12 protein-coding genes are annotated in these 19,628 nt (G+C 68.5%); 7 read left to right on the top strand and 5 right to left on the bottom strand.

Features of this window, described 5'->3' with window-relative positions; genetic code table 11:
* Window positions 1–30: 30 nt before the first annotated feature.
* A complete protein-coding gene (locus KV697_RS03240) occupies window positions 31–3,210 on the bottom strand; it encodes a helicase-related protein (protein ID WP_257575822.1) in 3,180 nt (1,059 codons plus the stop codon).
* Window positions 3,211–3,415: 205 nt separating this feature from the next.
* Between KV697_RS03240 and KV697_RS03235 the strand changes: the two genes are divergently transcribed.
* Both KV697_RS03235 and KV697_RS03230 read left to right on the top strand, forming a co-directional pair.
* Window positions 3,416–4,219: an SDR family NAD(P)-dependent oxidoreductase gene (locus KV697_RS03235; RefSeq protein WP_219020085.1), complete on the top strand. Its 804-nt coding sequence runs from the start codon at window positions 3,416–3,418 to the stop codon at window positions 4,217–4,219.
* 66 nt (window positions 4,220–4,285) lie between these two features.
* The gene (locus KV697_RS03230; protein ID WP_219020084.1) at window positions 4,286–5,140 is read left to right on the top strand and encodes a glycoside hydrolase family 16 protein; all 855 of its coding nucleotides are present in this window, start codon (window positions 4,286–4,288) and stop codon (window positions 5,138–5,140) included.
* A gap of 124 nt (window positions 5,141–5,264) precedes the next feature.
* On the opposite strand, the gene mgtE is transcribed toward KV697_RS03230, so the two are convergent.
* Window positions 5,265–6,623 (bottom strand): magnesium transporter, encoded by a 1,359-nt coding sequence (mgtE, locus tag KV697_RS03225; protein ID WP_219020083.1) that lies wholly within the window; start codon window positions 6,621–6,623, stop codon window positions 5,265–5,267.
* A gap of 276 nt (window positions 6,624–6,899) precedes the next feature.
* On the opposite strand from mgtE, the gene KV697_RS03220 reads away from it, so the two are divergent.
* The 4 genes from KV697_RS03220 (at window position 6,900) to KV697_RS03205 (ending at window position 14,021) form a co-directional block, all read left to right on the top strand.
* A complete protein-coding gene (locus KV697_RS03220; protein WP_219020082.1) occupies window positions 6,900–10,049 on the top strand; it encodes an autotransporter outer membrane beta-barrel domain-containing protein in 3,150 nt (1,049 codons plus the stop codon).
* A 140-nt stretch (window positions 10,050–10,189) separates the two neighbouring features.
* Window positions 10,190–10,684 (top strand): RNA polymerase sigma factor, encoded by a 495-nt coding sequence (locus tag KV697_RS03215; RefSeq protein ID WP_219020081.1) that lies wholly within the window; start codon window positions 10,190–10,192, stop codon window positions 10,682–10,684.
* The gene (locus KV697_RS03210; protein ID WP_219020080.1) at window positions 10,681–11,628 is read left to right on the top strand and encodes a FecR family protein; all 948 of its coding nucleotides are present in this window, start codon (window positions 10,681–10,683) and stop codon (window positions 11,626–11,628) included. Before KV697_RS03215 ends, KV697_RS03210 begins: the two co-directional genes overlap by 4 nt.
* Window positions 11,629–11,675: 47 nt before the next feature.
* On the top strand, window positions 11,676–14,021 hold the full coding sequence (locus tag KV697_RS03205) for a TonB-dependent receptor domain-containing protein (protein ID WP_219021213.1): 2,346 nt from the start codon (window positions 11,676–11,678) through the stop codon (window positions 14,019–14,021).
* Here KV697_RS03205 and KV697_RS03200 read toward each other — a convergent pair whose 3' ends face one another.
* Window positions 14,022–15,260: an SGNH/GDSL hydrolase family protein gene (locus KV697_RS03200; RefSeq protein WP_257575581.1), complete on the bottom strand. Its 1,239-nt coding sequence runs from the start codon at window positions 15,258–15,260 to the stop codon at window positions 14,022–14,024. It lies immediately after the preceding gene.
* A 116-nt stretch (window positions 15,261–15,376) separates the two neighbouring features.
* Between KV697_RS03200 and KV697_RS03195 the strand changes: the two genes are divergently transcribed.
* Window positions 15,377–17,836, top strand: a complete 2,460-nt coding sequence (locus KV697_RS03195; protein WP_257575580.1) for a glycosyl hydrolase 115 family protein — start codon at window positions 15,377–15,379, stop codon at window positions 17,834–17,836.
* On the opposite strand, the gene KV697_RS03190 is transcribed toward KV697_RS03195, so the two are convergent.
* Together KV697_RS03190 and KV697_RS03185 are read right to left on the bottom strand one after the other, a co-directional pair.
* On the bottom strand, window positions 17,833–18,837 hold the full coding sequence (locus KV697_RS03190) for a cupin-like domain-containing protein (protein WP_219020079.1): 1,005 nt from the start codon (window positions 18,835–18,837) through the stop codon (window positions 17,833–17,835). The genes KV697_RS03195 and KV697_RS03190 overlap by 4 nt on opposite strands.
* Window positions 18,834–19,619 (bottom strand): SapC family protein, encoded by a 786-nt coding sequence (locus KV697_RS03185; RefSeq protein WP_257575579.1) that lies wholly within the window; start codon window positions 19,617–19,619, stop codon window positions 18,834–18,836. The genes KV697_RS03190 and KV697_RS03185 overlap by 4 nt, the downstream gene beginning before the upstream one ends.
* Window positions 19,620–19,628: the final 9 nt, after the last annotated feature.

The following is a 19,628-nucleotide window of genomic DNA, read 5'->3' as shown; positions in this document are numbered from 1 at the left end:
CCGCGCAAGCGCTGCCGCCAATCGCCTGGGTCAAGCCAGCAGGTCGCCCAGCCGCGCGAGCCGCTCGGCGGGATTGTCGAGGCGCTCCTTCAGCAAATAGCGGCCGTCTTTTTCCTCCAGCCCATCGATTTGGCCAAGGTCGGTGTCGCGGCCATGCGGGGTGAGCGCGATAGCGGCAGGCCCGGCGTCGATCCGCGCGATGCCCATCGCCCGCATCCGTTCGCGCAGCCGGGCGAGGATCAGCAGCGTGGTGGCATCCTCGGGCAGTTCGCCGAACCGGTCCTCCAGTTCCGCCTCGAACGCATCGAGCGCGGCATCGTCGCGCAGTCGCCCCAGCCGGGCATAGAGCGAGATGCGCAAATCCTCATCGGGTATCCAGGCCTCGGGCAAGCGACCTTCGACCCCGATGCGCAGTTCGGGCGTCCAGCGCTCGACCGTTTCGCCGCGTGCGGTGCGGAGTGCGTCCTCCAGTAGCTGCTGGTAAAGCTCGACACCGATCAGTCGCATATGGCCGGCTTGGGTATCGCCCAGCAAATCGCCCGCGCCGCGCATATCGAGATCGCGGGCGCTGATCGCGAACCCTGCGCCCAGCCTGTCGAATGCCTCCAGCGTACGCAGCCGCTTCAGGGTGCGCGGTGCGATGGCGTCCTCTCCCTTGGCGAAGAGCAGCACTTGTCCCCGTCGATGCCCGCGCCCGACGCGGCCGCGCAACTGGTGCAGCTGCGCCAGACCGAAACGGTCAGCATGGACGATCGCCATGGTGTTGGCGCGCGGCACATCCAGCCCCGCCTCGATGATGTTGGTCGCCAGCAGGACATCGCCTTCGCCTCGGCCGAAACGGACCATGACGTCGTCGATTTCAGCGGCGGGCAGCTTGCCATGCGCCTGCATCACCTCCAGCTCCGGCACGATGCGGGCGAGTTTCTCAGCGAGCGGCGCCATGTCGGCGATGCGCGGCACCACAACGAAGCTTTGCCCGCCTCGCGACCGCTCGCGCAGCAGGGCGGCGCGCAGCGTTTCGGGCGAGAAGGTGGAGACGGCGGTACGGATCGGTTGCCGCCGGGCGGGCGGGGTGGCGATCATCGACAGCTGGCGTAAGCCCACCAGCGCGGCCTGGAGCGTGCGCGGGATCGGAGTGGCGGACAGGGTCAGGACATGGCCGGACGACAGCGCCTGGAGCCGGGCCTTGTCGGCGGCACCGAAACGCTGTTCCTCGTCGACGATGACCAGCGCCAAATCCTTATAGGTCACGCCCTTGGCCGCCACCGCGCCGGTGCCGATGACGATGCGGATGCTGCCATCCGCCAGACCCGCCTTGACCTTGCGCTTTTCCGCGGCCGTGGACAGGCGGGATAGACCGGCAACCACGATGCCCGCTTCCTCGAAACGCGCGGCGAAGCTGTCGAGATGCTGGCGGGCCAACACGGTGGTCGGCGCGGCGACCACCACCTGTTTCCCGGCAAGTGCGGCGATGGCGGCGGCGCGCAGGGCGACCTCGGTCTTGCCGAAGCCGACATCGCCGACGACCAACCGATCCATCGGCCGCCCCGAGGCGAGATCGGCGCGCACCGCCTCGATGGCGGCCAACTGATCCGGCGTCTCGCTATACGGGAACCCCGCCGCGAAGCGCTCATAATCCGCGACGGGAGGGTCGAGCACGGGAGCATGGCGCTCGGCACGCTCCGCGGCCATATCGGTCAGCTGACGCGCGGTGGTCGCGATCGCCTCGTCGATGCCGCGCCGCCGTTCGTGCCAGCTCTTGCCGTCGAGTGTGTCGAGGCGAACCGCGTCATCCTCTCCGCCGTAGCGCCACAGCCGGTCGGCCTCGGCCACCGGGACGAGCCGGGTCGCATCGCGTGCATATTCCAGCTTGACCGCATCGCCCGACACGCCGTCTTGGCCGTCGATCGTCTCCAGCCCGATGACGGTGGCGATGCCGTGATCTTCGTGGATGACGGTGTCGCCGACCCGGATTTCGGCGGTCTGCATCAGCGACAGGTCGACATGTGGGGCGGCCCCGTCCTCGCGCTCGGCCCGGCTGCCCAGCAGATCGGCGGCGCTGACCGCGAGGATAGCGTCGCGCGCGAAGCCGCGTTCGGCGGGTGCCACAAGCGTCAGGAGTGCTCCTGCCTTGGCCTTCGATATAGCCTGCCAGCTTTCGGCCCGCTTTGCGGTCTTGCTCAGGACATTGTCGACCCGCTTGCCCAGGAAGCGCAGGTCGCGTTCGCTACCGATCAGGACGACGCGCGTGCCTTCCTTCATCGCGGCGCGCGCGGTGACGGCGAAATCGCGCAGAGGCGAACGGCTCTCCACGAAGCGCGGCGGGGGCTCGGCGATGCGGGCGATCTCGGCGGTTTGGCGCTGATCGAGCGCCTTCTTCCAGTGACGCTCGGCGATCATGTCGCGGGCGGCGCGCTTCGATCCGCGCTTGGCGACATCGGCGCTCAGCAGCAACAGGCGACGGCGACGCTCATCGGCGGCGGGCTCGATGATGATACAGGCGCCGGGGAGGTGATCGAGCAGGCTGGTCTGCGTCTGCCCGAGCGGTGGTTCGGCCACACGGCCCAGTTCGCGGCGTTCGATCTCGCCGGTGCTCCGCTGGTCGGCGGGGTCGTAGGATCGGATCGCGATGATCCGGCCGTCCGCGACCTCAATGCGCAAGGGCTGTTCGGCGTCGGCGGGAAACACGTCCAGCACATGGCCACGCAACGCGACTTCGCCGGGCTCGTCCACCCGTTCGTCGGCGATATATCCCAGGTCGAGCAGCATCGCGTGGAGATCCGCCAGATCGCACGCGTCGTTGATCGCGACGCAGGGCGGTTCGGTGGCGAAGGTTTCGGGCGGCGGCAGCGCGCGGGCCAGCGCTTCGCCGGAGGTGACGAGGGCGATTCGACCCCGGTCCTTCGCCGCCAATGTCATCTGCGCGCGATGCAGCGCCGACACGCGCTGCCCCACATTGGCTGGTGAGGCGGGGGCGTCGTCCCCCGGCAGCGCGTCCGAACCGGGGCAGAACAGGATGGTCGCGTCGGGGGCCATCGCCTCCAGCATCCGCGTCACGCCCAGCGCGCGCGTCTCATCGGTGACGGCCAGGATGATGTCGGATCGCTCGAGGATTTCCGCCGCACCCGCCGCCAGTTCGGCAATGCCCGGCAACGGTAGGGGGCCGTCTCCGGTGGGAGGCATGGTGGCGATCTCGGCTTCGGACAACATGCGCAACGACCGGCACTCCAGCAAAGATGGCGGGGCTTTTCGAACGGGTGGGGGCGTAACGCGTTCCGCTGGAGATCAAAGACTTATCGGCGCCAATTGGCGGAACCCTATCGGGCCTCGGCACTTCATGGCCGGGACGGTTGATCCATATCGATGATCGACATCAGCACGCGCCGCCGGCCGTACTATCCAAAGGAGAATGACGATGGATCTGGGTATCAAGGGGCGCATCGCGCTCATCAGCGGCGCGGACTCCGGCATGGGCAAGGAAACCGCTCGCCTGCTGCTGGAGGCGGGCGTCCGCGTCGCGCTGACCGACAAGCCGGACGGTACGTTGGAGGAGGCGGTCGAGGAATTGTCGCCGCTGGGCGAGGTGATCGCGGTCACGGGCGACGTCACCCAGGCTGAGGCGGTGCGAGCCATCTGGGCCGAAGTCCGCGAGCGGCTGGGCGACCCCGATATCTATGTCAACGCAGCGGGCGTGACCGGGGCGACGGGCGATTTCCTGGAGATCGACGACAAGGGCTGGCAGGAGACCATCGATATCGACCTGATGGGCGCGGTGCGCATGTGTCGAGAGGCGATCCCGGGGATGCGCAGCAAAGGCTGGGGCCGGATCGTGCTGTTCGCCTCCGAGGATGCGGTGCAGCCCTATATCGACGAACTGCCCTATTGCGCGGCGAAGGCGGGTATCCTCAGCCTCGCCAAGGGGCTGTCCAAGGCGTACGGCCCCGACAATGTGCTGGTGAACACCGTCTCGCCGGCCTTTATCGCGACGCCGATGACCGACAAGATGATGGAGAAGCGCGCCGAGGAAAAGGGCGTCAGCTTCGACGAGGCGATCGAGACGTTCCTCGACGAGGAACGCCCCGGCATGGCGCTGAAGCGGCGTGGTCGCCCCGAAGAGGTCGCCGCCGCCGTCGCCTTCCTGGTGTCGGAACGGGCGAGCTTCATCAACGGGGCTGGCATCAGGGTGGACTCGGGTTCGGTCTTCACCATCGCGGGCTGATCCGGCGCGACTTGGCGTCGGCTCGCCGATCGGCTTATACCTCTCAAAAGCTGAGAGGGGATGGCAATGAAAAGAAGGACTTGGTGGCTGGCAGGCGTCACTTTGCTGGCCACCGGGGCTTCCGCCCAACAGGTCGAGGCCCCGTCGCTCGGTGCGACCAACTATGCCTATGACGGCGCCATGGCGGCCCCCGCCACGCGGCCGAGTTTCGGCGACGAGTTCAACGGGGCGATCGACCAGCGGCGCTGGCGCTGGGACACGGGCCAAAACAAGACCGGTTGGCCCAATCACGAACTGCAATATTATGCCGGTCCCGACCGGACCAACGCCCGCATCGAGAAAGGCGCGTTGGTCATCGAGGCGCGGGCGGAGGCGCTGCGCAACGAGCCGGATTGGGGTGGCCAGCGCTATAGCTCGGCCAAGTTGGTGACGCAGAAGCCGCTCGGTTACGGCTTTTACGAGGTGCGCGCGCAGCTGCCCTGCGGTCGGGGCATGTGGCCCGCTATCTGGCTGCTGCCGATGGACGGCTCGCGCTGGCCCGATGGCGGCGAGATCGACATCATGGAGATGGTCGGCTTCAACCCAGACGTGATTCACGCGACTGTTCATTCCGCCGCCTTTAATCACCGGCTCAAGACCCAGCGTGGCGCCGAGGTGCGCGTAGGCGGGGCGTGTACCGACTATCACCGCTATCAGCTGGAATGGACGCCGGAGACAATCACGATTGGCGTCGACGGGCGAGCCTATATGCGCGTGAAGAACGACCAACCGGGCGGCGCGGCGGCGTGGCCGTTCACGCGGCCCTATTCGCTGATCCTGAACCTGGCGGTCGGGGGCGACTGGGGCGGGCAGAAAGGCGTGGACGATGCCGCGCTGCCGCAGGCGATGAAGGTCGATTATGTGCGCTATTGGAAGCGGTAAGCCCATTCCTCCCCTGTAAGGGGAGGGGGACCAGCGAAGCTGGTGGAGGGGTGTCGACCTATCGAAAGCGGGACACCCCTCCGTCAGGCCTGACGGCCTGCCACCTACCCTGCAAGGGGAGGAATTAGAGGAGTGTCCCCGACAGGATGGCCAGCGCGATACTGAAATAGATCACCAGCCCGGTCACATCGACCAAGGTCGCGACGAAGGGCGCAGAGGCGCTGGCCGGGTCGAAGCCCATGCGTTGCAGCAGGAAGGGCAGCATAGACCCGGCCAGCGAGCCGAAGGTCACGATGCCGACCAGCCCGGTGCCGACCGTGGTCGCCACAAGCACCCAGTGCGGGCCGTAATCGTAGAAGCCGAGCGTCTGCCATATCGCGATCCGCGCCATGCCGAGCAGTCCCAGGATCGCCCCCAGCGTCATCCCCGCCGGAAGCTCGCGCAAAGCGACTCGCCACCAGTCGCGCAGGCGGACCTGCCCCAGCGCCAGTGCGCGGATGATGAGCGAGGTCGCCTGGCTGCCGCTATTGCCGCCCGAGCTCATGATCAGCGGGATGAACAGGGTCAGCACGACCGCACGCTCCAGCTCGGATTCGAAATGCTGCATCGCGCTGGCGGTCAGCATTTCCGAAAAGAACAGGATGCTGAGCCACCCGGCGCGCTTGCGGATCATCGCGAGGAAGCCGGTTTCCAGATAGGGGCCGTCCAGCGCCTCGACGCCGCCGAACTTCTGCGTGTCCTCGGTATGTGCAGCGACCAGCGCGTCGAGCACGTCGTCGACCGTGACGATGCCCATCGGGCGGCCCTGTTCGTCGACGACGGGCAGCGCCAGCAGGTCGTGGCGGCGGATCAGATGCGCGACCTCTTCGCGATCGGTGCTCGGCGCGACGGTGATGGGGTCGTGCCCGCGCGCCAGATCGATCGCGCGCGATGTCGGCTCGGCGGCGATCAACTGGCGCAGCGAGACGGTGGCGACCAGGCGCCCCTGCGGCTCCAGCAGGAAGACGGAATAGACCGTTTCGCGGCTCCGCTCGACGGTGCGGATATGCGCCAGCACCTCGGCGACGGTCGCGTCGGCGGCCGAGGCGACATATTCGGTCGTCATCATCCCGCCCGCGCTGTCGGGCGGCCAGCGGAGCAGCGTATCGATCGACGCGACGACGGGGGCGGGCAGCTCGGCACGGATCGCGAGGGCGTCATCCTCGTCCATGTCGGTCAGCACGTCGGCGGCGCGGTCCTCGGCCATCTGCGACAGCAGGGCGGCGGCGCGCGCCGGGGTCAGGTGCGCAAGGATATCGGCGGCCGAGCGCAGTTCGGGACTGTCGAGCACGGCGACGGCGCGCGCGTCGGGCATTTGCGTCAGGGCGTCGGCCGCTTCCTCGACGGAGAGCGACTGCAGCGTATCGACGAGATCGGCGATGGACAGGCCGCGCCGGGAGGAACGGAAACCGGCGGCGACACCGGCAATCAGATCGTTGACCATTTCAAACCTTTCGTCCGCACGACCCGGGGCGGACGAAAGCCAGTTGCGAAACTAGCGGACGACCCCGAGGCGTGCGGCGCTACTGGAACTGTCGCTGGACATGTTCTCGCTTTCTGGAACGACGCGGGGGCTCCCGCGCCTGAGCCGCCCTCTGATCCTCAAGGCTGCAATCGTCAACACCTGCGAGCTGCGTGACGAAATTTTAATCCGGGCACCAAGGGATCGGCCGGGCGGCTCCGTCTGGAGGGGCAAAGGCACATAAAGGGGACCTTATTCGTGCATCGCCTGCTCTTCGCCTCAACCGCCACGCTCGCGCTGGCGGCAGGGACGGCCGCCTCGGCCCAGACCGTGATCGATACCAAGCGGACCACGCCCGTCCGTACCGCCACCGTTAACAACGGGGCCGCCGCTGACATCAGCATCGTCGCGGCGGGCAGCGTGGTGACGACAGGCAGCGGCACCGCCGTCACGCTCGACAGCAACAACAAGCTGAGCAACGCCGGGACGATCCAGACGACCGACGCCAATGACACGGTCGGCATCGGCGCGGCGGCAGGTGTGACGGGTGAGATCACGAACACCGGCAAGATCGTCATCGACGAGACCTATACCCCGGTCGATATCGACAAAGACGGCGATTTGGACGGCCCCTTCGCGCAAGGGGCGCGGCGGACCGGCATCCGCACCGCCGGCGCCTTTACCGGCAATATCACCAATGGCGGTGAGATCACCATCGAGGGGAACGACTCGGCGGCGATCTTCCTGAACGGCCCGCTGACCGGCAATCTGGTCCAGTCGGGCAAGGTCAATGTGCTGGGCGACCGCTCGGTCGGCGTCCGCACGGGGGCCGTGTCGGGCAATGTCACCATCGGCGGATCGATCGTCGCGGTCGGCGAAGGCGCGGTCGGCGCGCGGATCGATGGGGATATCGGCGGCGCGCTGACTATCGAGGGCGGGATCGGCTCGACCGGCTATCGCTACACCACGCCGCCCGCCGACGTGTCGAAGCTCGACCCCGACGACCTGCTCCAGGGCGGATCGGCGCTGGTCGTGGGCGGCAATGTCGCGGGCGGCATCACGCTGGGCAATGCGACGGGCAAGGCGGCGGACCTCATCACCAACGGCGCCGCACCGACGATGCAGATCGGATCGGCGACCCGCGCGGTCGTGATCGGCGCGACCGGCGGCGCGACGCCCGCGCCAGGGTTGGTCGTCAATGGCCGCATCACCTCGGCCGGAGTCTATAGCGGCGTGCGCTCGACGGCACTGGCGATCGGCGGACTGGGCGGCAACGTCCAGATCGCGCAAGGCGTCGCTATCGGCGGCACGGTGCAGGCGACCGCCAATGGTGCGGAAGCGACCGCGATCCGCTTCGGCACGGGAGCCTCGACGCCCGAGTTGCGCAATGGCGGCACCATATCGGCGACCGGCGGCGGTGCGCCGGGGGTACTGACCACTGCCGTTCTGATCGAGGCGGGGGCTTCACTGCCGACGATCCGGAATACCGGGTCGATCCGGGCGGCGTCTACCTCTGCCAATGCGACCGCGATCCTTGACCGCACCGGCGGCCTGACGCTGGTCGAGAATTCGGGCATCATCACGGGCGCAGGGGCGGACAGCTCGCGCAGTGTCGCCATCGACCTGTCGGCCAACACCAGCGGCGCGGTCGTGCGCCAGATCGCGCCCGCCACGGGGGCCGCCGCGCCCAGCATCACCGGCGCGATCCGTTTCGGCAGCGGCGATGACCGGCTTCAGATCGGCGCGGGATCGGTCAGCGGCGATGTCAGCTTCGGCATCGGCAACAATCGGCTGGAGATGAGCGGCACCGGCACCTATGCGGGCACCGCGACCTTCGGCACCGGCGCGGACACGCTGACCATCGGCGACACTGCGCGTTTCGACGGCGTGGCGGACTTTGCCGGGCGGGGGCAGGATCTGCTGGCGATCACCGGCAAGGGCATCTTCGCCGGGCGGCTGGCCAACGCGTCGCATGTGGCGGTCACCGTCGCGAATGGCGGCGGCACCTTTGCGGCGAACGGCGTGACCAACATCGCCTCGCTCAGCCTGGGCGACCAGTCGATCCTCAGCGTCGCGCTCGACAAGGCGAACCCGACCGGTAACCTGATCCAGGTCGGCGGCGCGACGACGATCGGGGCGAACAGCCAGCTTGCCTTGCGCGTGTCGGGCGGGACTGACGTGACCGGCCGCTATGTCGTGTTGCGCTCCGGCACGTTGACCGGCGCGAACAACCTGACGCTCGCCCCCTCGGCCATGCCCTTCCTCTACAAGGGCGCGATCGTCGCGGCCCAGCCCAACGAGATCGCGGTCGATGTCAGCCGCAAGGCCAAGACCGAACTGGGCCTCAGCAACGCGGGCGTCAGCGCCTTTGACGCGATCGACGCCGCGATCGGCAGCGACGCCAAGCTGTCCGACTCGATCCGGGGCATCTATGACGGTGCGGCTTTCCGGGGCGCGGTCGAACAGATGCTGCCCAATTACACCGGCAGCGTGTTCGAGGGCGTGACCCTCGCCTCGCGCGCGGCGGCAGCGCAGCTTCGCGAACCGGCGGGCGAGTTCAGCGAGGAAGGCAAATGGGGCTATTGGCTGACCCCGCTAGGGTGGGACGCATCCAAGGGCACGCGTTCGACCCGCAGCTATGACGTGCGCGGCTGGGGCATCAGCGGCGGTATCGAGCACAAGACCGATGCGGGCAATTTCGGCGCCTCGCTCTCCTATATGAGCGGTCGCGACAACGAGGGTTCGGCGGTCAACCGCGTCAACCACAGCCAATATGAGCTGGCCGGTTTCTGGCGCGCCCGCTGGGGCGCCCTGGCGGCGCAGGCGCGTGGCTCGGCGGCCTTCCTGTCCTTCGATTCGCAGCGCCAGTTTGATGGCGTGATCGGTACCGAGGCCGTGCAACGTCGCGCGACCGGCGACTGGAAGGGCATGCTCTATTCCGGCTCCGGCTCGGTGTCGTGGGAGCATTGGGTCGGCCAGTTCAACGTGAGGCCGATCCTGGCGGTCGACTATTACCGGTTGAACGAGGATGCCTATCGCGAGACGGGCGGCGGCACCGGCTATGACCTGACGGTGCGCAAGCGGACCAGCGACGAACTGGCGCTGACCGCCAGTGTCGCGGCGGGCATCAATTTCGGTGGCAATGACCGCTATTCGCAGTGGAGCCGCTTGGAGGTCGAGGGCGGTCGGCGTGAGCGGATCGCCGGGACCTTGGGCCGCACGGTCGCCAGCTTCGGCGACGGCACGCCCTTCATCCTCGATCCCGAGGCCCGTGACGGCGGCTGGGTCGGGCGGGTTCGTGCGATCACCGGAACCAGCGAAATCCGCCTGAGCGGCGAAGTGAATGCCGAACAGCGGCTGGGCAATGTCGCGCTGTCGGCGCGCGCCGCCCTGCAATTCGCCTTCTGACGGGGTTCGTCCGCGTGCATCCCCCCTGTAGCGTGCGCGGGCGACGGGAGCCCCACCTTGCGTCCCGGTGGGGCTCCTTTTCACGGGAGCCTGCTTCGTCTAAACGACGGCACTCCCACTTGATTTTGCCGGTTTCCACCATGCCGCCCACCGGGCTTGAGGCCGTTTTCCTTGCCAATCGCGACAAGCTCGTCCGTTTCCTGACGGCGCGCGGGGCGGGCGATGCGGCGGAGGATCTGGTACAGGATTTGTGGGTGAAGGTCGCGGTCCGGATGGACGGGCCGATCGCCAATCCGCTGGCCTATCTCTACCGCGCGGCCGACATGCTGATGATCGATCGTTATCGGTCACGGCGACAGGCCGCGTTGCGCGAACAGGATTGGGTGGAGGGCGAAGGCCCGGAGTCGCCCCCCGGCGCCGAACGCGCAGTGGTTGCGCGCCAGACCGCCGAACAGGTCGCCGCCACGCTGGCGGGCCTGGGGGAGCGACCCGCGACCGTCTTTCGCCGCGTTCGGGTCGACGGTATTCCCCAGCGTCAGGTGGCGGCCGAACTGGGTGTCAGTATCAGCACCGTCGAAAGCGATCTCCGTATGGCGGCCCATGCGCTGGCCGCGCTGAAGGAACGGATCGAATGAGCCAGGACCGTCTTTCCCCCGCGCACGGCGTCGATACGGTCGCGCTCGACTGGGCGCTGCGCATGGCCGATCCGGCGCGCGCCGACTGGGACGCCTTTACCGACTGGCTGGAGGCGGACCCCGGCCATGCCGAGCGCTACGACCGGGCGGCCGCGACCCTGCTGGACGCTGAGGAGGCGCTGTCGGTGCAGCCCGAGGTCGCGGCGCCCGTCGCGATCGCGCCGGAGCCGGAGCTCGTGCAACGGCATCCGCTGCGCTGGATCGGCGGGGCCATGGCGGCGGCGCTGATCGGTGCGATCGGCGTGAGCGCCTGGCAGGATCGGCCCCAACCCTATGCGGTCGAGACGGCCGCCGGGGAGACCCGCCGCATCCCGCTATCGGATGGCAGCAGCGTCACCCTGGCGGGGCTGAGCCGGGTCGAGTTGGACCACGCCGAACCGCGTCGGGCGGTGCTGGCTCGCGGCGAGGCGCTGTTCCAGGTGCGGCATGATGCGCAGCACCCCTTTGCGGTTCAGGCCGGGACGCTGGCCCTGATCGATCTGGGCACGGTATTCGACGTGCGAATGGGCGGGCAAACTCGTGTCGCCGTGGCCGAGGGTGCGGTGATGATCGACCCCAAGGGGGCCGCGCTCCGCCTCGACGCCGGGCAGGCGGTGACGGTCGATGGCAGCCAACTGACCCGATCGGCCGTGGAGCCCGAAGAGGTCGGCGGCTGGCGCGAGGGCAGGCTGGCCTTTGACGGCACACCGCTGGGCATGGTGGCGGAAGATGTGTCGCGCTTCCTGGCCCGGCCGGTGACGGTCGCGCCCGCCATCGCCGCGCGGCCTTTCCGGGGGACGATCGACCTGGAAGCGGTCCGGCGCGATCCGGCGGTGCTGGGGCCGCTGATGGATGTGAGGGTGCGACAAGCTGCGACCGGCTGGATGCTGGAACCGCGCGAGTGAGATCCATCGGGGGCGGGATCGGATGTCTGGTGGCGGTGGTGGCGGCGATGCCCGCGACCGCCGCCGATCGCGTTTCGCTCGACCTGCCCGCCGGAACCGTGGGGGCCCAGGTGATGGCGCTGGGTCGCGTGGCGCGCGTCAATATCGTGGTCCCTGATGCCGGGCTATGGCGCCGCCCGGTGCCCGCCTTACGCGGGGCCTTGTCGGTCGAACAGGCGCTGGTCGCCATCGCGCGCGGCAGCGGCGCGCGGGTCGAAGCGCTAGGACCCGGAAGCTGGCGATTGACCCCGCGCCTCCGCTCGCCCGCGCCGAAGCCGAAACCGCGCCCCCGGCCGCCAGCGGACGTACAAGGCGAGGATGTCGTCGTCACCGCCAGCAAGCGCGACACGACCCGCGACCACTTTGCAGGGCAGGTGGTGCAGGTGGCGGGGGCCGATCTGGAGCTGGGCGGGGCGGGCGGCACGTCGAAGCTGGCTGACCGGATGACCGCTATCGCCTCCACCTATCTGGGTGCAGGGCGGAACAAGCTGTTTATCCGGGGCATTGCCGATTCCAGCTTCACCGGCCCTACCCAGGCGACCGTGGGCCAGTATTTCGGCGATCTGCGCCTCAGCTACAATGCGCCCGATCCCGATCTGCGGCTCGCGGATCTCGCGGCGGTCGAGGTGCTGGAGGGGCCGCAGGGCACCCTGTATGGCGCGGGATCGCTGGGCGGTTTGATCCGGCTGGTGCCCCATGCGCCTGACCCGACGCGCTTCGGAGGTTCGGCGATGCTGGGCGGTTCGGCCACCACCAACGGCGCGCCGGGCGCGGATGCGCAGGCGGTGCTGAACGTGCCCGTCATCGCCGACCGGCTGGCGATCCGGCTGGTCGCCGACAGCGCGAGCGAGGGCGGCTATATCAACAAGCCGCTGCTCGGCCGTACCGACGTCAACCGCACCCGGATCGCAGGCGGTCGCGCGGCGGTGAAGGCCGATCTGGGCGGCGGCTGGAGCATCGAGGCGGTCGGCATCGGGCAGCGTATTCGCGGCGCCGACAGCCAATATGCCGATCGTGAAGGCCCGCCGCTGACCCGCTCGGCACCCGTCACCGAAGGTTTCTCCGCCGATTTCGGGCAGGCGCAGCTGATCCTGTCCGGCCGGATCGGGCAGGTGCGTTTCCGCACCAGCAGCGGCATCACGGCGCACGACCTGATGGAGCGTTATGACGCGACCCCGCCGGGTGGTCCGGTCCAGCTGTTCGCTCAGGCCAATGCCACCCGGATGCAGGCCAACGAAACCCGCGCCTGGCACTCCGCGCCCGACGGATCGGGTTGGCTCGCGGGGGTCAGCTATGTCCACAACCGCACCCGCCTGACCCGGCTGTTCGGCGAGCCGGGCGACTTGCTGCCGCGCACCGGCGTCGTCAACACGGTGGAGGAGGCCACGCTCTATGGCGAGGCCAGCTTGCGGTTGCTTCCGGGTCTCCTCACCACCGGTGGCCTGCGCGTCACCCGGTCGGTGCTGGACGGGGCGGGCGAGGATTTGCCGCTCGCCTTGTCGTTCCAGGCGCTGGCCAGGCTGCGTGAAGTAACCGCGCGGCGGGCGCAGACGATCCTGCTTCCCTCCGCTTCGGCGCTGATCGACCTGACGCCCGGCGCACAGCTGTTCCTGCGCTATCAGCAGGGGTTTCGTCCCGGCGGGTTGACGATCGAGGGGCCGCTGGTCCGCCGGTTCCGCAACGACCGGGTCGCGACGATCGAGGCGGGCTTGCGAACGGGACAGCCGGTGCGGGACCGCTTCGACGGATCGCTGACCCTGGCGCACACCTCATGGCGCGACATCCAGGCCGACTTCATCGACGCGACCGGCTTGCCGAGCACCGCCAACATCGGCGACGGCCAGCTCTGGACCCTCGAGGCGCTGGCGGGCTTCCGTATCGCCGAGGGGCTGAGGGTGGAGGGCGCGGTGTCCTATAACGACAGCCGCATCGACGAGCCGTCGAGCGCGCAGGCCTTTGCCCTGATGGACGGACTGAGCGCCGACCGGGCGACGATCCTCGCGAGGCTCAGCCAGATCCCCAATATCGCGCGCTTTACCGGCCGGGCGGGGGCAGTCTATCGCCGGATGCTGGCGGGCGGGCGTGACCTGCGGATCGACGGCTGGCTCCGTTATGTCGGATCGTCGCGGCTTGGCGTCGGGCCGATCCTGGGCGAGCGGCAGGGCAGCTATCTCGACAGCGGCGTCACCGCCCGACTGGGGCTGGGCCGCTACGGGTTGACCGCCGGTATCACCAACTTGGCCGATGTGCGCGGCAATCGCTTCGCCTTGGGCACGCCCTTTACGACGGGGCGCGATCAGGTGACGCCGCTGCGGCCCCGCACGCTCCGGATCGGGCTGGACGCCGCCTTCTGATCAACGGCGGGTGAACAGCGACAGCGGAATGGCGTCCGCCATGGCGCGATAGCCCGCCATGCTGGGGTGCAGGTGATCGCCGGTGTCATAGGCGGGGAGCAGCCGGTCGGGCTTGGCCGGATCGCGCACCACCCGGTCGAAATCGACCACGCCGTCGAAAATGCCCGCCGTGCGGATGAAGCGGTTGATCGCCTGCCGATCGGCCTCGCTCTCCGGGCCGGGATGGTAATAGTCGTTGCCCTGGAACGGCGTGATCGTGCCGACGATCAGCTTGATGCCATGGGCATGTGCGCGCTCGGCCAATTGGCGATAGGCCTGGGTGATCCGCTTCACCATCGCCTGGTGCGTGGCGGCGTCGACCGGCTGCTCGCGGGTCATGACGCCCAGATCGTTGACGCCCTCCAGCAGGATCGCATGGGTCACGCCCGGCCGCGCGATCACGTCGCGGTCGAAGCGGGCCATGAGATTGGGGCCAAGCCGGTCGAGCAGCACCCGGTTGCCGCCGATCCCGGCATTGACGACGGAAAAGCTCCGCGTGGCAGGCGAGGCGGCCAGCCGTCGCGCCAGATCGTCGGGCCAGCGAGTATTGCTGTCGTCGGTGATGCCGTAGCCGTCGGTGATCGAGTCGCCGATCGTCACGACCGTCTGCTTCTGGACGGCGTCGCGGACTTCGATATCCGACAATGCCCACCATCCGCCGATGACCTGCGCATCGGGCAGGGCGGTTCGTGCGGTGGCATCGCCCGCGATCAGGAAGGTCTTCGAGCGCGCGCCCGAATGGCCGGTCGGGGTGGTGACGGCTTCGGGGAAATAGAGGCTGACCGCCACGTCGCGCCCCGTCTCGACCGGCAGCGTGACGGGGTCGGAATAGAGTTCGGCCCCCGGCGGCACGATCATGTCCGTGGCACCGTCGAACCGCACCGGTAGGATCGTGGACACGTCCGAGCGGCCCGGTGTCGCCAGCCCGATGGTCGCCGCCCCGATCTTGAGCGGTGTCGCGCCTGCGATGTTGGACAGGCGCAGGCGGAGAGTCTTGCCGCTGGCGGTCAGGTGGACGATCTGGCGGATGGTGGCGGGGCCTGCCTTGGCCAGCTTGTCGGCGTTCGGCCCGTCGATCCGCATCTGAGACGATCCCCAGGCCGGGGTCCAGCGCTTACCCTGCATCGGCGCGGCGGCGGTCATCGCCGTGGCGATCGCGATCAGCCCTGCGGCCCGGTAAAACTGGCTGAACGGCGTCATGCGCATCCTCTCTCTCAACGATCCGCGCTTGCGGCTTTGCTGGATGGTAGCGATAACGGGCAGGAAATCCAATGAAGAACGCCCCGCTTATCAAGGACGGGGCGAGGAGAGAGATGATGCGCCATTTGTTCCTGTCCGCCGCGCTGACGGCGCTGATCCCCGGTGCCGCCTGGGCCGCGCCGGATTGTAGCGGCGCGGTCGCGGCTTGCGAGCGTGCGACGCCGGGAGCGTTGTCGCTGCTGGCACCGGGGCGGGTGGCGACGGTCGTCGTCGATGCGGGCGACGAGCCGGGCGTGGCGCGGGCCGCCAGCGATCTGGTCGCCGATCTGAAAGCGGTCGGCGGCGGTGAGGTCAGGTTTGCCCGCGACGTTTCGAGCGGGGCGACGGTGATCGCGGGGACGCTGGGCCATAGTGCGGTGATCGATGCGCTGGTGAAGGCGGGCAAGCTCGATGTCGCGGGTCTGGCGGGCCAATGGGAAGGTTATGTCGAGCAGGTGGTCGACAATCCTGCGCCCGGTGTCGCGCGTGCGCTCGTCATCGCCGGGTCGGATCGGCGTGGCACGATCTTCGGCCTGTACGACATCAGCGCAAAGGCGGGCGTCAGCCCCTGGACCTGGTGGGCGGACGTGCCCGCGCAGGCGCATCCAACCCTCTATCTGACGGCGGGGCGCGTCGCGGATCATCCGGCGGTCAAGTATCGCGGCATCTTCATCAACGACGAGGAACCGGGCTTCGGCAACTGGGCGCGGACCAAGTTCGGCGGCGTCAATCACCTGGCCTATGAGAAGGTGTTCAACCTGCTGCTGCGGTCCAAGGCCAATTTCATCTGGCCCGCCATGTGGGGCAAGTCGCTATGGGAGGACGATCCCGCCTCTGCTCCGCTGGCGCAGGAGATGGGGGTGCTGCTCGGCACGTCGCATCACGAACCGATGCAGCGGGCGCAGGCCGACTGGAAGCGTGAGGGCACCGGGCCTTGGGATTACACGAAGAACGCCCCTGCGCTTCGGTCCTTCTGGCGGAAAGGCATCGAGCGGCGCGGCAAGGCCGAGGACCCCATAACCATCGGCATGCGCGGCGACGGCGACGAGCCGATGACCGAGGGCACGGCGACCGACCTGTTAGAGCGGATCGTCCGCGACCAGCGCCAGATCATCGCCGACGTGACCAAGCGCCCGGCGGCAGAGACGCCGCAGGTCTGGGCGCTCTACAAGGAGGTGCAGGATTATTACGACAAGGGGATGCGCGTCCCCGACGACGTGACCCTGCTGTTCGCCGACGACAATTGGGGGAATATCCGCCGCCTGCCCCCGATCGGCGAGCGCCGTGCGGGTGGGGCGGGCGTCTATTACCACTTCGATTATGTCGGCGGGCCGCGCAACTATAAGTGGCTCGACACCAACGCCATCCCCCGCGTCTGGCAGCAGATGCGGATGGCGGACAACTATGGCGCGGATCGGCTCTGGATCGTCAATGTCGGCGACCTGAAGCCGATGGAATATCCGACCAGCTTCTTCCTCGACATGGCCTGGAACCCCAGGCGGATGGATCTGGCCGCGATGCAGGCCTATCCCGCGAAATGGGCGGCCGCGCAGTTCGGTGCGGCGCATGGGGGCGAGATCGGTGCGCTCCTGACCCGCTATGGCCAACTGGCCAGCCGTCGCAAGCCCGAGCTGATCGATGCGACGACCTATGGCTATGCCGACGGCGAATGGAAGCGGGTGCTGGGCGAGTGGAACGTCTTGGATGCGCAAGCGCGCCGGGTCGGGACGATGCTGCCCGCCAATTTGCGCGACGCCTATTATGAGCTGGTCCTCCACCGGGTCGAGGCGATGACCAACCTCCACCGACTGTACGAGGCGGTGGCCGCTAACCGCGCGGCGGCGCAGGCGGGGGATGCGGCCAAGGCGAAGCGCTTCGCGGACGCCGCGCGCGGTTATTTCGCGCAGGATGCGGCGATCCGCCGCCGCTACGAGGTGGATACGGCGGGCGGCAAATGGACCAGCATGATGGCCCAGACCCATATCGGCTATACCGGCTGGCAGCAGCCCGATGCCGATGTGATGCCCGCGCTGGCGACGGTCGAAAAGCCTTTGCCGCTGCCGCCGGTCACGCCGAAACCGCTAGTCCGGATCGCCGCCGATGCCGGTCGCGCGGTCGACGGGCGGGGTATTCGGTGGCAGCGTGTCGCGGGCTTCACCGCCGAAGGCGCCGCCATGGTCGCGACGCCGACCACCGCGACCGTGATCGAACGGCCGGGCGGCGACAGCCCGCATATCGTCTATGACGTGAACTGGGCCAAAGCCGGACTGGTGACGCTGGGCGTGCTCGCGGCACCGGGCCTCGACGTGCGGGGTGGGGGCAAGCACCGGATCGCGGTGTCGGTCGATGACGGTGCGCCGGTCGTCCTGAACCTGATGGCGGGCGAGACGGAAGAGACGTGGGGCCGTTCCGTGATCGAGAATCGGCGTGTCGCCTCGACCGTGCTGCCTGCCTTGTCGCCGGGCAAGCACCGCGTCACCCTCTGGCTGGTCGATCCCGAAGTCGTGGTTCAGGGGGTGACGTTCAGCCCGCGCTAACCCCCGCGCAGCATCCGCATCGCGTGCGCCCGGCCCATCTTGGCATGGTCCGGGCCGTCGCTCAGAACGCCGTGTCGCTCCTCGGGCAGATGGGCGAGCGGGTGGCCATCGGGGCGGAAGACATAATGATCGAACCACGCCCGCCACGCGGCCCGTTCGGCGGGCGGGCGGCCCGCGATTGCGCTCATCGCGAGCAGCATCGTGGGGAAGGGCTGGTCCGGGCCGACCGGAAAGGCGTCCCACCAGTAATTGACCAGGATGTTGAACGCACCCGTCGCCTCGACCCGATGCCACCAAAGCTTGGGCATGTAGAGCGCATCGCCCGGCCCCAGCTCGACGGTGATCGCCCGGTCGCGCGCCCGCTCGAAACGGGGATAGCGCGGGTCGCCGGGTTCGGCTCCGGCGGCGAGGGCGACCGGCTGGCCTGCCATCGTGTGATCGATCGGCCCGACATACAGGTCGCCGATCGCGTCGGGGGGATACAGGATGAAGGTCCGCCGTCCCGCCACCACGCAGGCGATATTATCCATCATGTCGTAATGACACGGGACGGTCGACGCATGGCCGATCCAGATCAGCGGCGACACGCCCGGCGGCGCGAAGGGCAGGCGATTGGCCTCGGCCAGGCCGGGCAGGGCATTGGCGATCGGCAAGGAGCCGACATAAAGCGTCTCCCTGTCGCTTCCAGCGGCAATGCGCCGCACCGCTTCGCCCAGCGCCATCGCCTGTCGTCGGAAGTTGAAACCCGACAAATCGTCGTTGTAATCGTAGCGGCCACTGATCGCCGCATCGCCGACGAACGCCTCGACCTGTCGCCCCGCATCGAAGCGCGCGAGATAGGCGGTAAGGTCGTCGCCATCGATCTTCGCGGCCTCTGCCAGCGGCCAATCCGACGCCGCGCCGCGAATGACGACCGGGCGGCAGGGCTCGACCACCAGCCGCCGAAAGGCGTCATGCCCGTCCAGCGCCGCGCGGTCGATCTCGGCCGCCGCCTGGGTCATCGGGTGAGGCCGCTCAGCCGCTCGTTGCGCCGGCGCGCCAGCGTCGGGATATGCCGGACCGATCCGGTAATCGCATAGATGAGTTGCAGGTCGCCCGAGCGGAACAGCGCCAGCGCCACGTCGTCGGGAAGCGCGTGCACTGCATCCAGGCTGATCGTGTAGAGCGAGTCGAGCCGCAGGCTTTCACCATTGTCGAATTCGAAGCTCAGGTCGATCGGCTCGACCAGCCTGTTCTTCTCCAGCCGTCGCAGGAACTTCTCGGTCTCCGGCAGGCCGACATGCAGCCGCCGCAGCGCCGCCTGGACCCGACGAAGCGCAGGGGCGGGGCCGCCATCCGTGTCGAACACGGCCGTGCCGTCCATCTGGGTCAGCGCGGGATGATGCGCGTCGATCGCGATATTCTCGCCCGAGACATAGAAGCCCTGTCGCTCCAGATCGGCAGGGCGATAATCGGCCAGCGCGCCGTTTGCCGAGAGACAGAGATTTTCATCCGGCACCAGTCCCATCAGCGCGCCGGGATACAGGTCGCCGGTTTCAGGATGGCGGGCCATCAGGATCGGATAATGGAGCGCGGCGGGCAGGAACTCGTCGGCCACAAGCTGGACGAAGTGGCGCCCCGCATCGGGGGCGGCGGAAACGCGCAGGGCCGCATGACGCGCGCTGTCGAGCAATTCCATTTCAGCCATGCCGGTCGGTCCCTTCATCCCCTCGGTCCCGTCGCATTCCATGCGAAGCGGGGCGGTCAGGCCGGGACTGTGTCCGTCCCATGCGTCTGCCGTCAAGCCACGCGA

The organism is Sphingomonas sanguinis (assembly GCF_019297835.1).
Lineage (GTDB): Bacteria > Pseudomonadota > Alphaproteobacteria > Sphingomonadales > Sphingomonadaceae > Sphingomonas > Sphingomonas sanguinis_D.
This window is presented reverse-complemented; position numbering and strand designations above follow the sequence as displayed.

What these genes read in the sequence shown, in the direction of transcription:
- KV697_RS03205 (WP_219021213.1), top strand. Translation starts at nt 11,676, where the DNA reads ATGCCCGCGACCGCCGCCGATCGCGTTTCGCTCGACCTGCCCGCCGGA.
- KV697_RS03240 (WP_257575822.1), bottom strand. Translation starts at nt 3,210, where the DNA reads ATGTTGTCCGAAGCCGAGATCGCCACCATGCCTCCCACCGGAGACGGC.
- KV697_RS03235 (WP_219020085.1), top strand. Translation starts at nt 3,416, where the DNA reads ATGGATCTGGGTATCAAGGGGCGCATCGCGCTCATCAGCGGCGCGGAC.
- KV697_RS03195 (WP_257575580.1), top strand. Translation starts at nt 15,377, where the DNA reads ATGCGCCATTTGTTCCTGTCCGCCGCGCTGACGGCGCTGATCCCCGGT.
- KV697_RS03210 (WP_219020080.1), top strand. Translation starts at nt 10,681, where the DNA reads ATGAGCCAGGACCGTCTTTCCCCCGCGCACGGCGTCGATACGGTCGCG.
- KV697_RS03190 (WP_219020079.1), bottom strand. Translation starts at nt 18,837, where the DNA reads ATGACCCAGGCGGCGGCCGAGATCGACCGCGCGGCGCTGGACGGGCAT.
- KV697_RS03215 (WP_219020081.1), top strand. Translation starts at nt 10,190, where the DNA reads ATGCCGCCCACCGGGCTTGAGGCCGTTTTCCTTGCCAATCGCGACAAG.
- KV697_RS03200 (WP_257575581.1), bottom strand. Translation starts at nt 15,260, where the DNA reads ATGACGCCGTTCAGCCAGTTTTACCGGGCCGCAGGGCTGATCGCGATC.
- mgtE (WP_219020083.1), bottom strand. Translation starts at nt 6,623, where the DNA reads ATGGTCAACGATCTGATTGCCGGTGTCGCCGCCGGTTTCCGTTCCTCC.
- KV697_RS03230 (WP_219020084.1), top strand. Translation starts at nt 4,286, where the DNA reads ATGAAAAGAAGGACTTGGTGGCTGGCAGGCGTCACTTTGCTGGCCACC.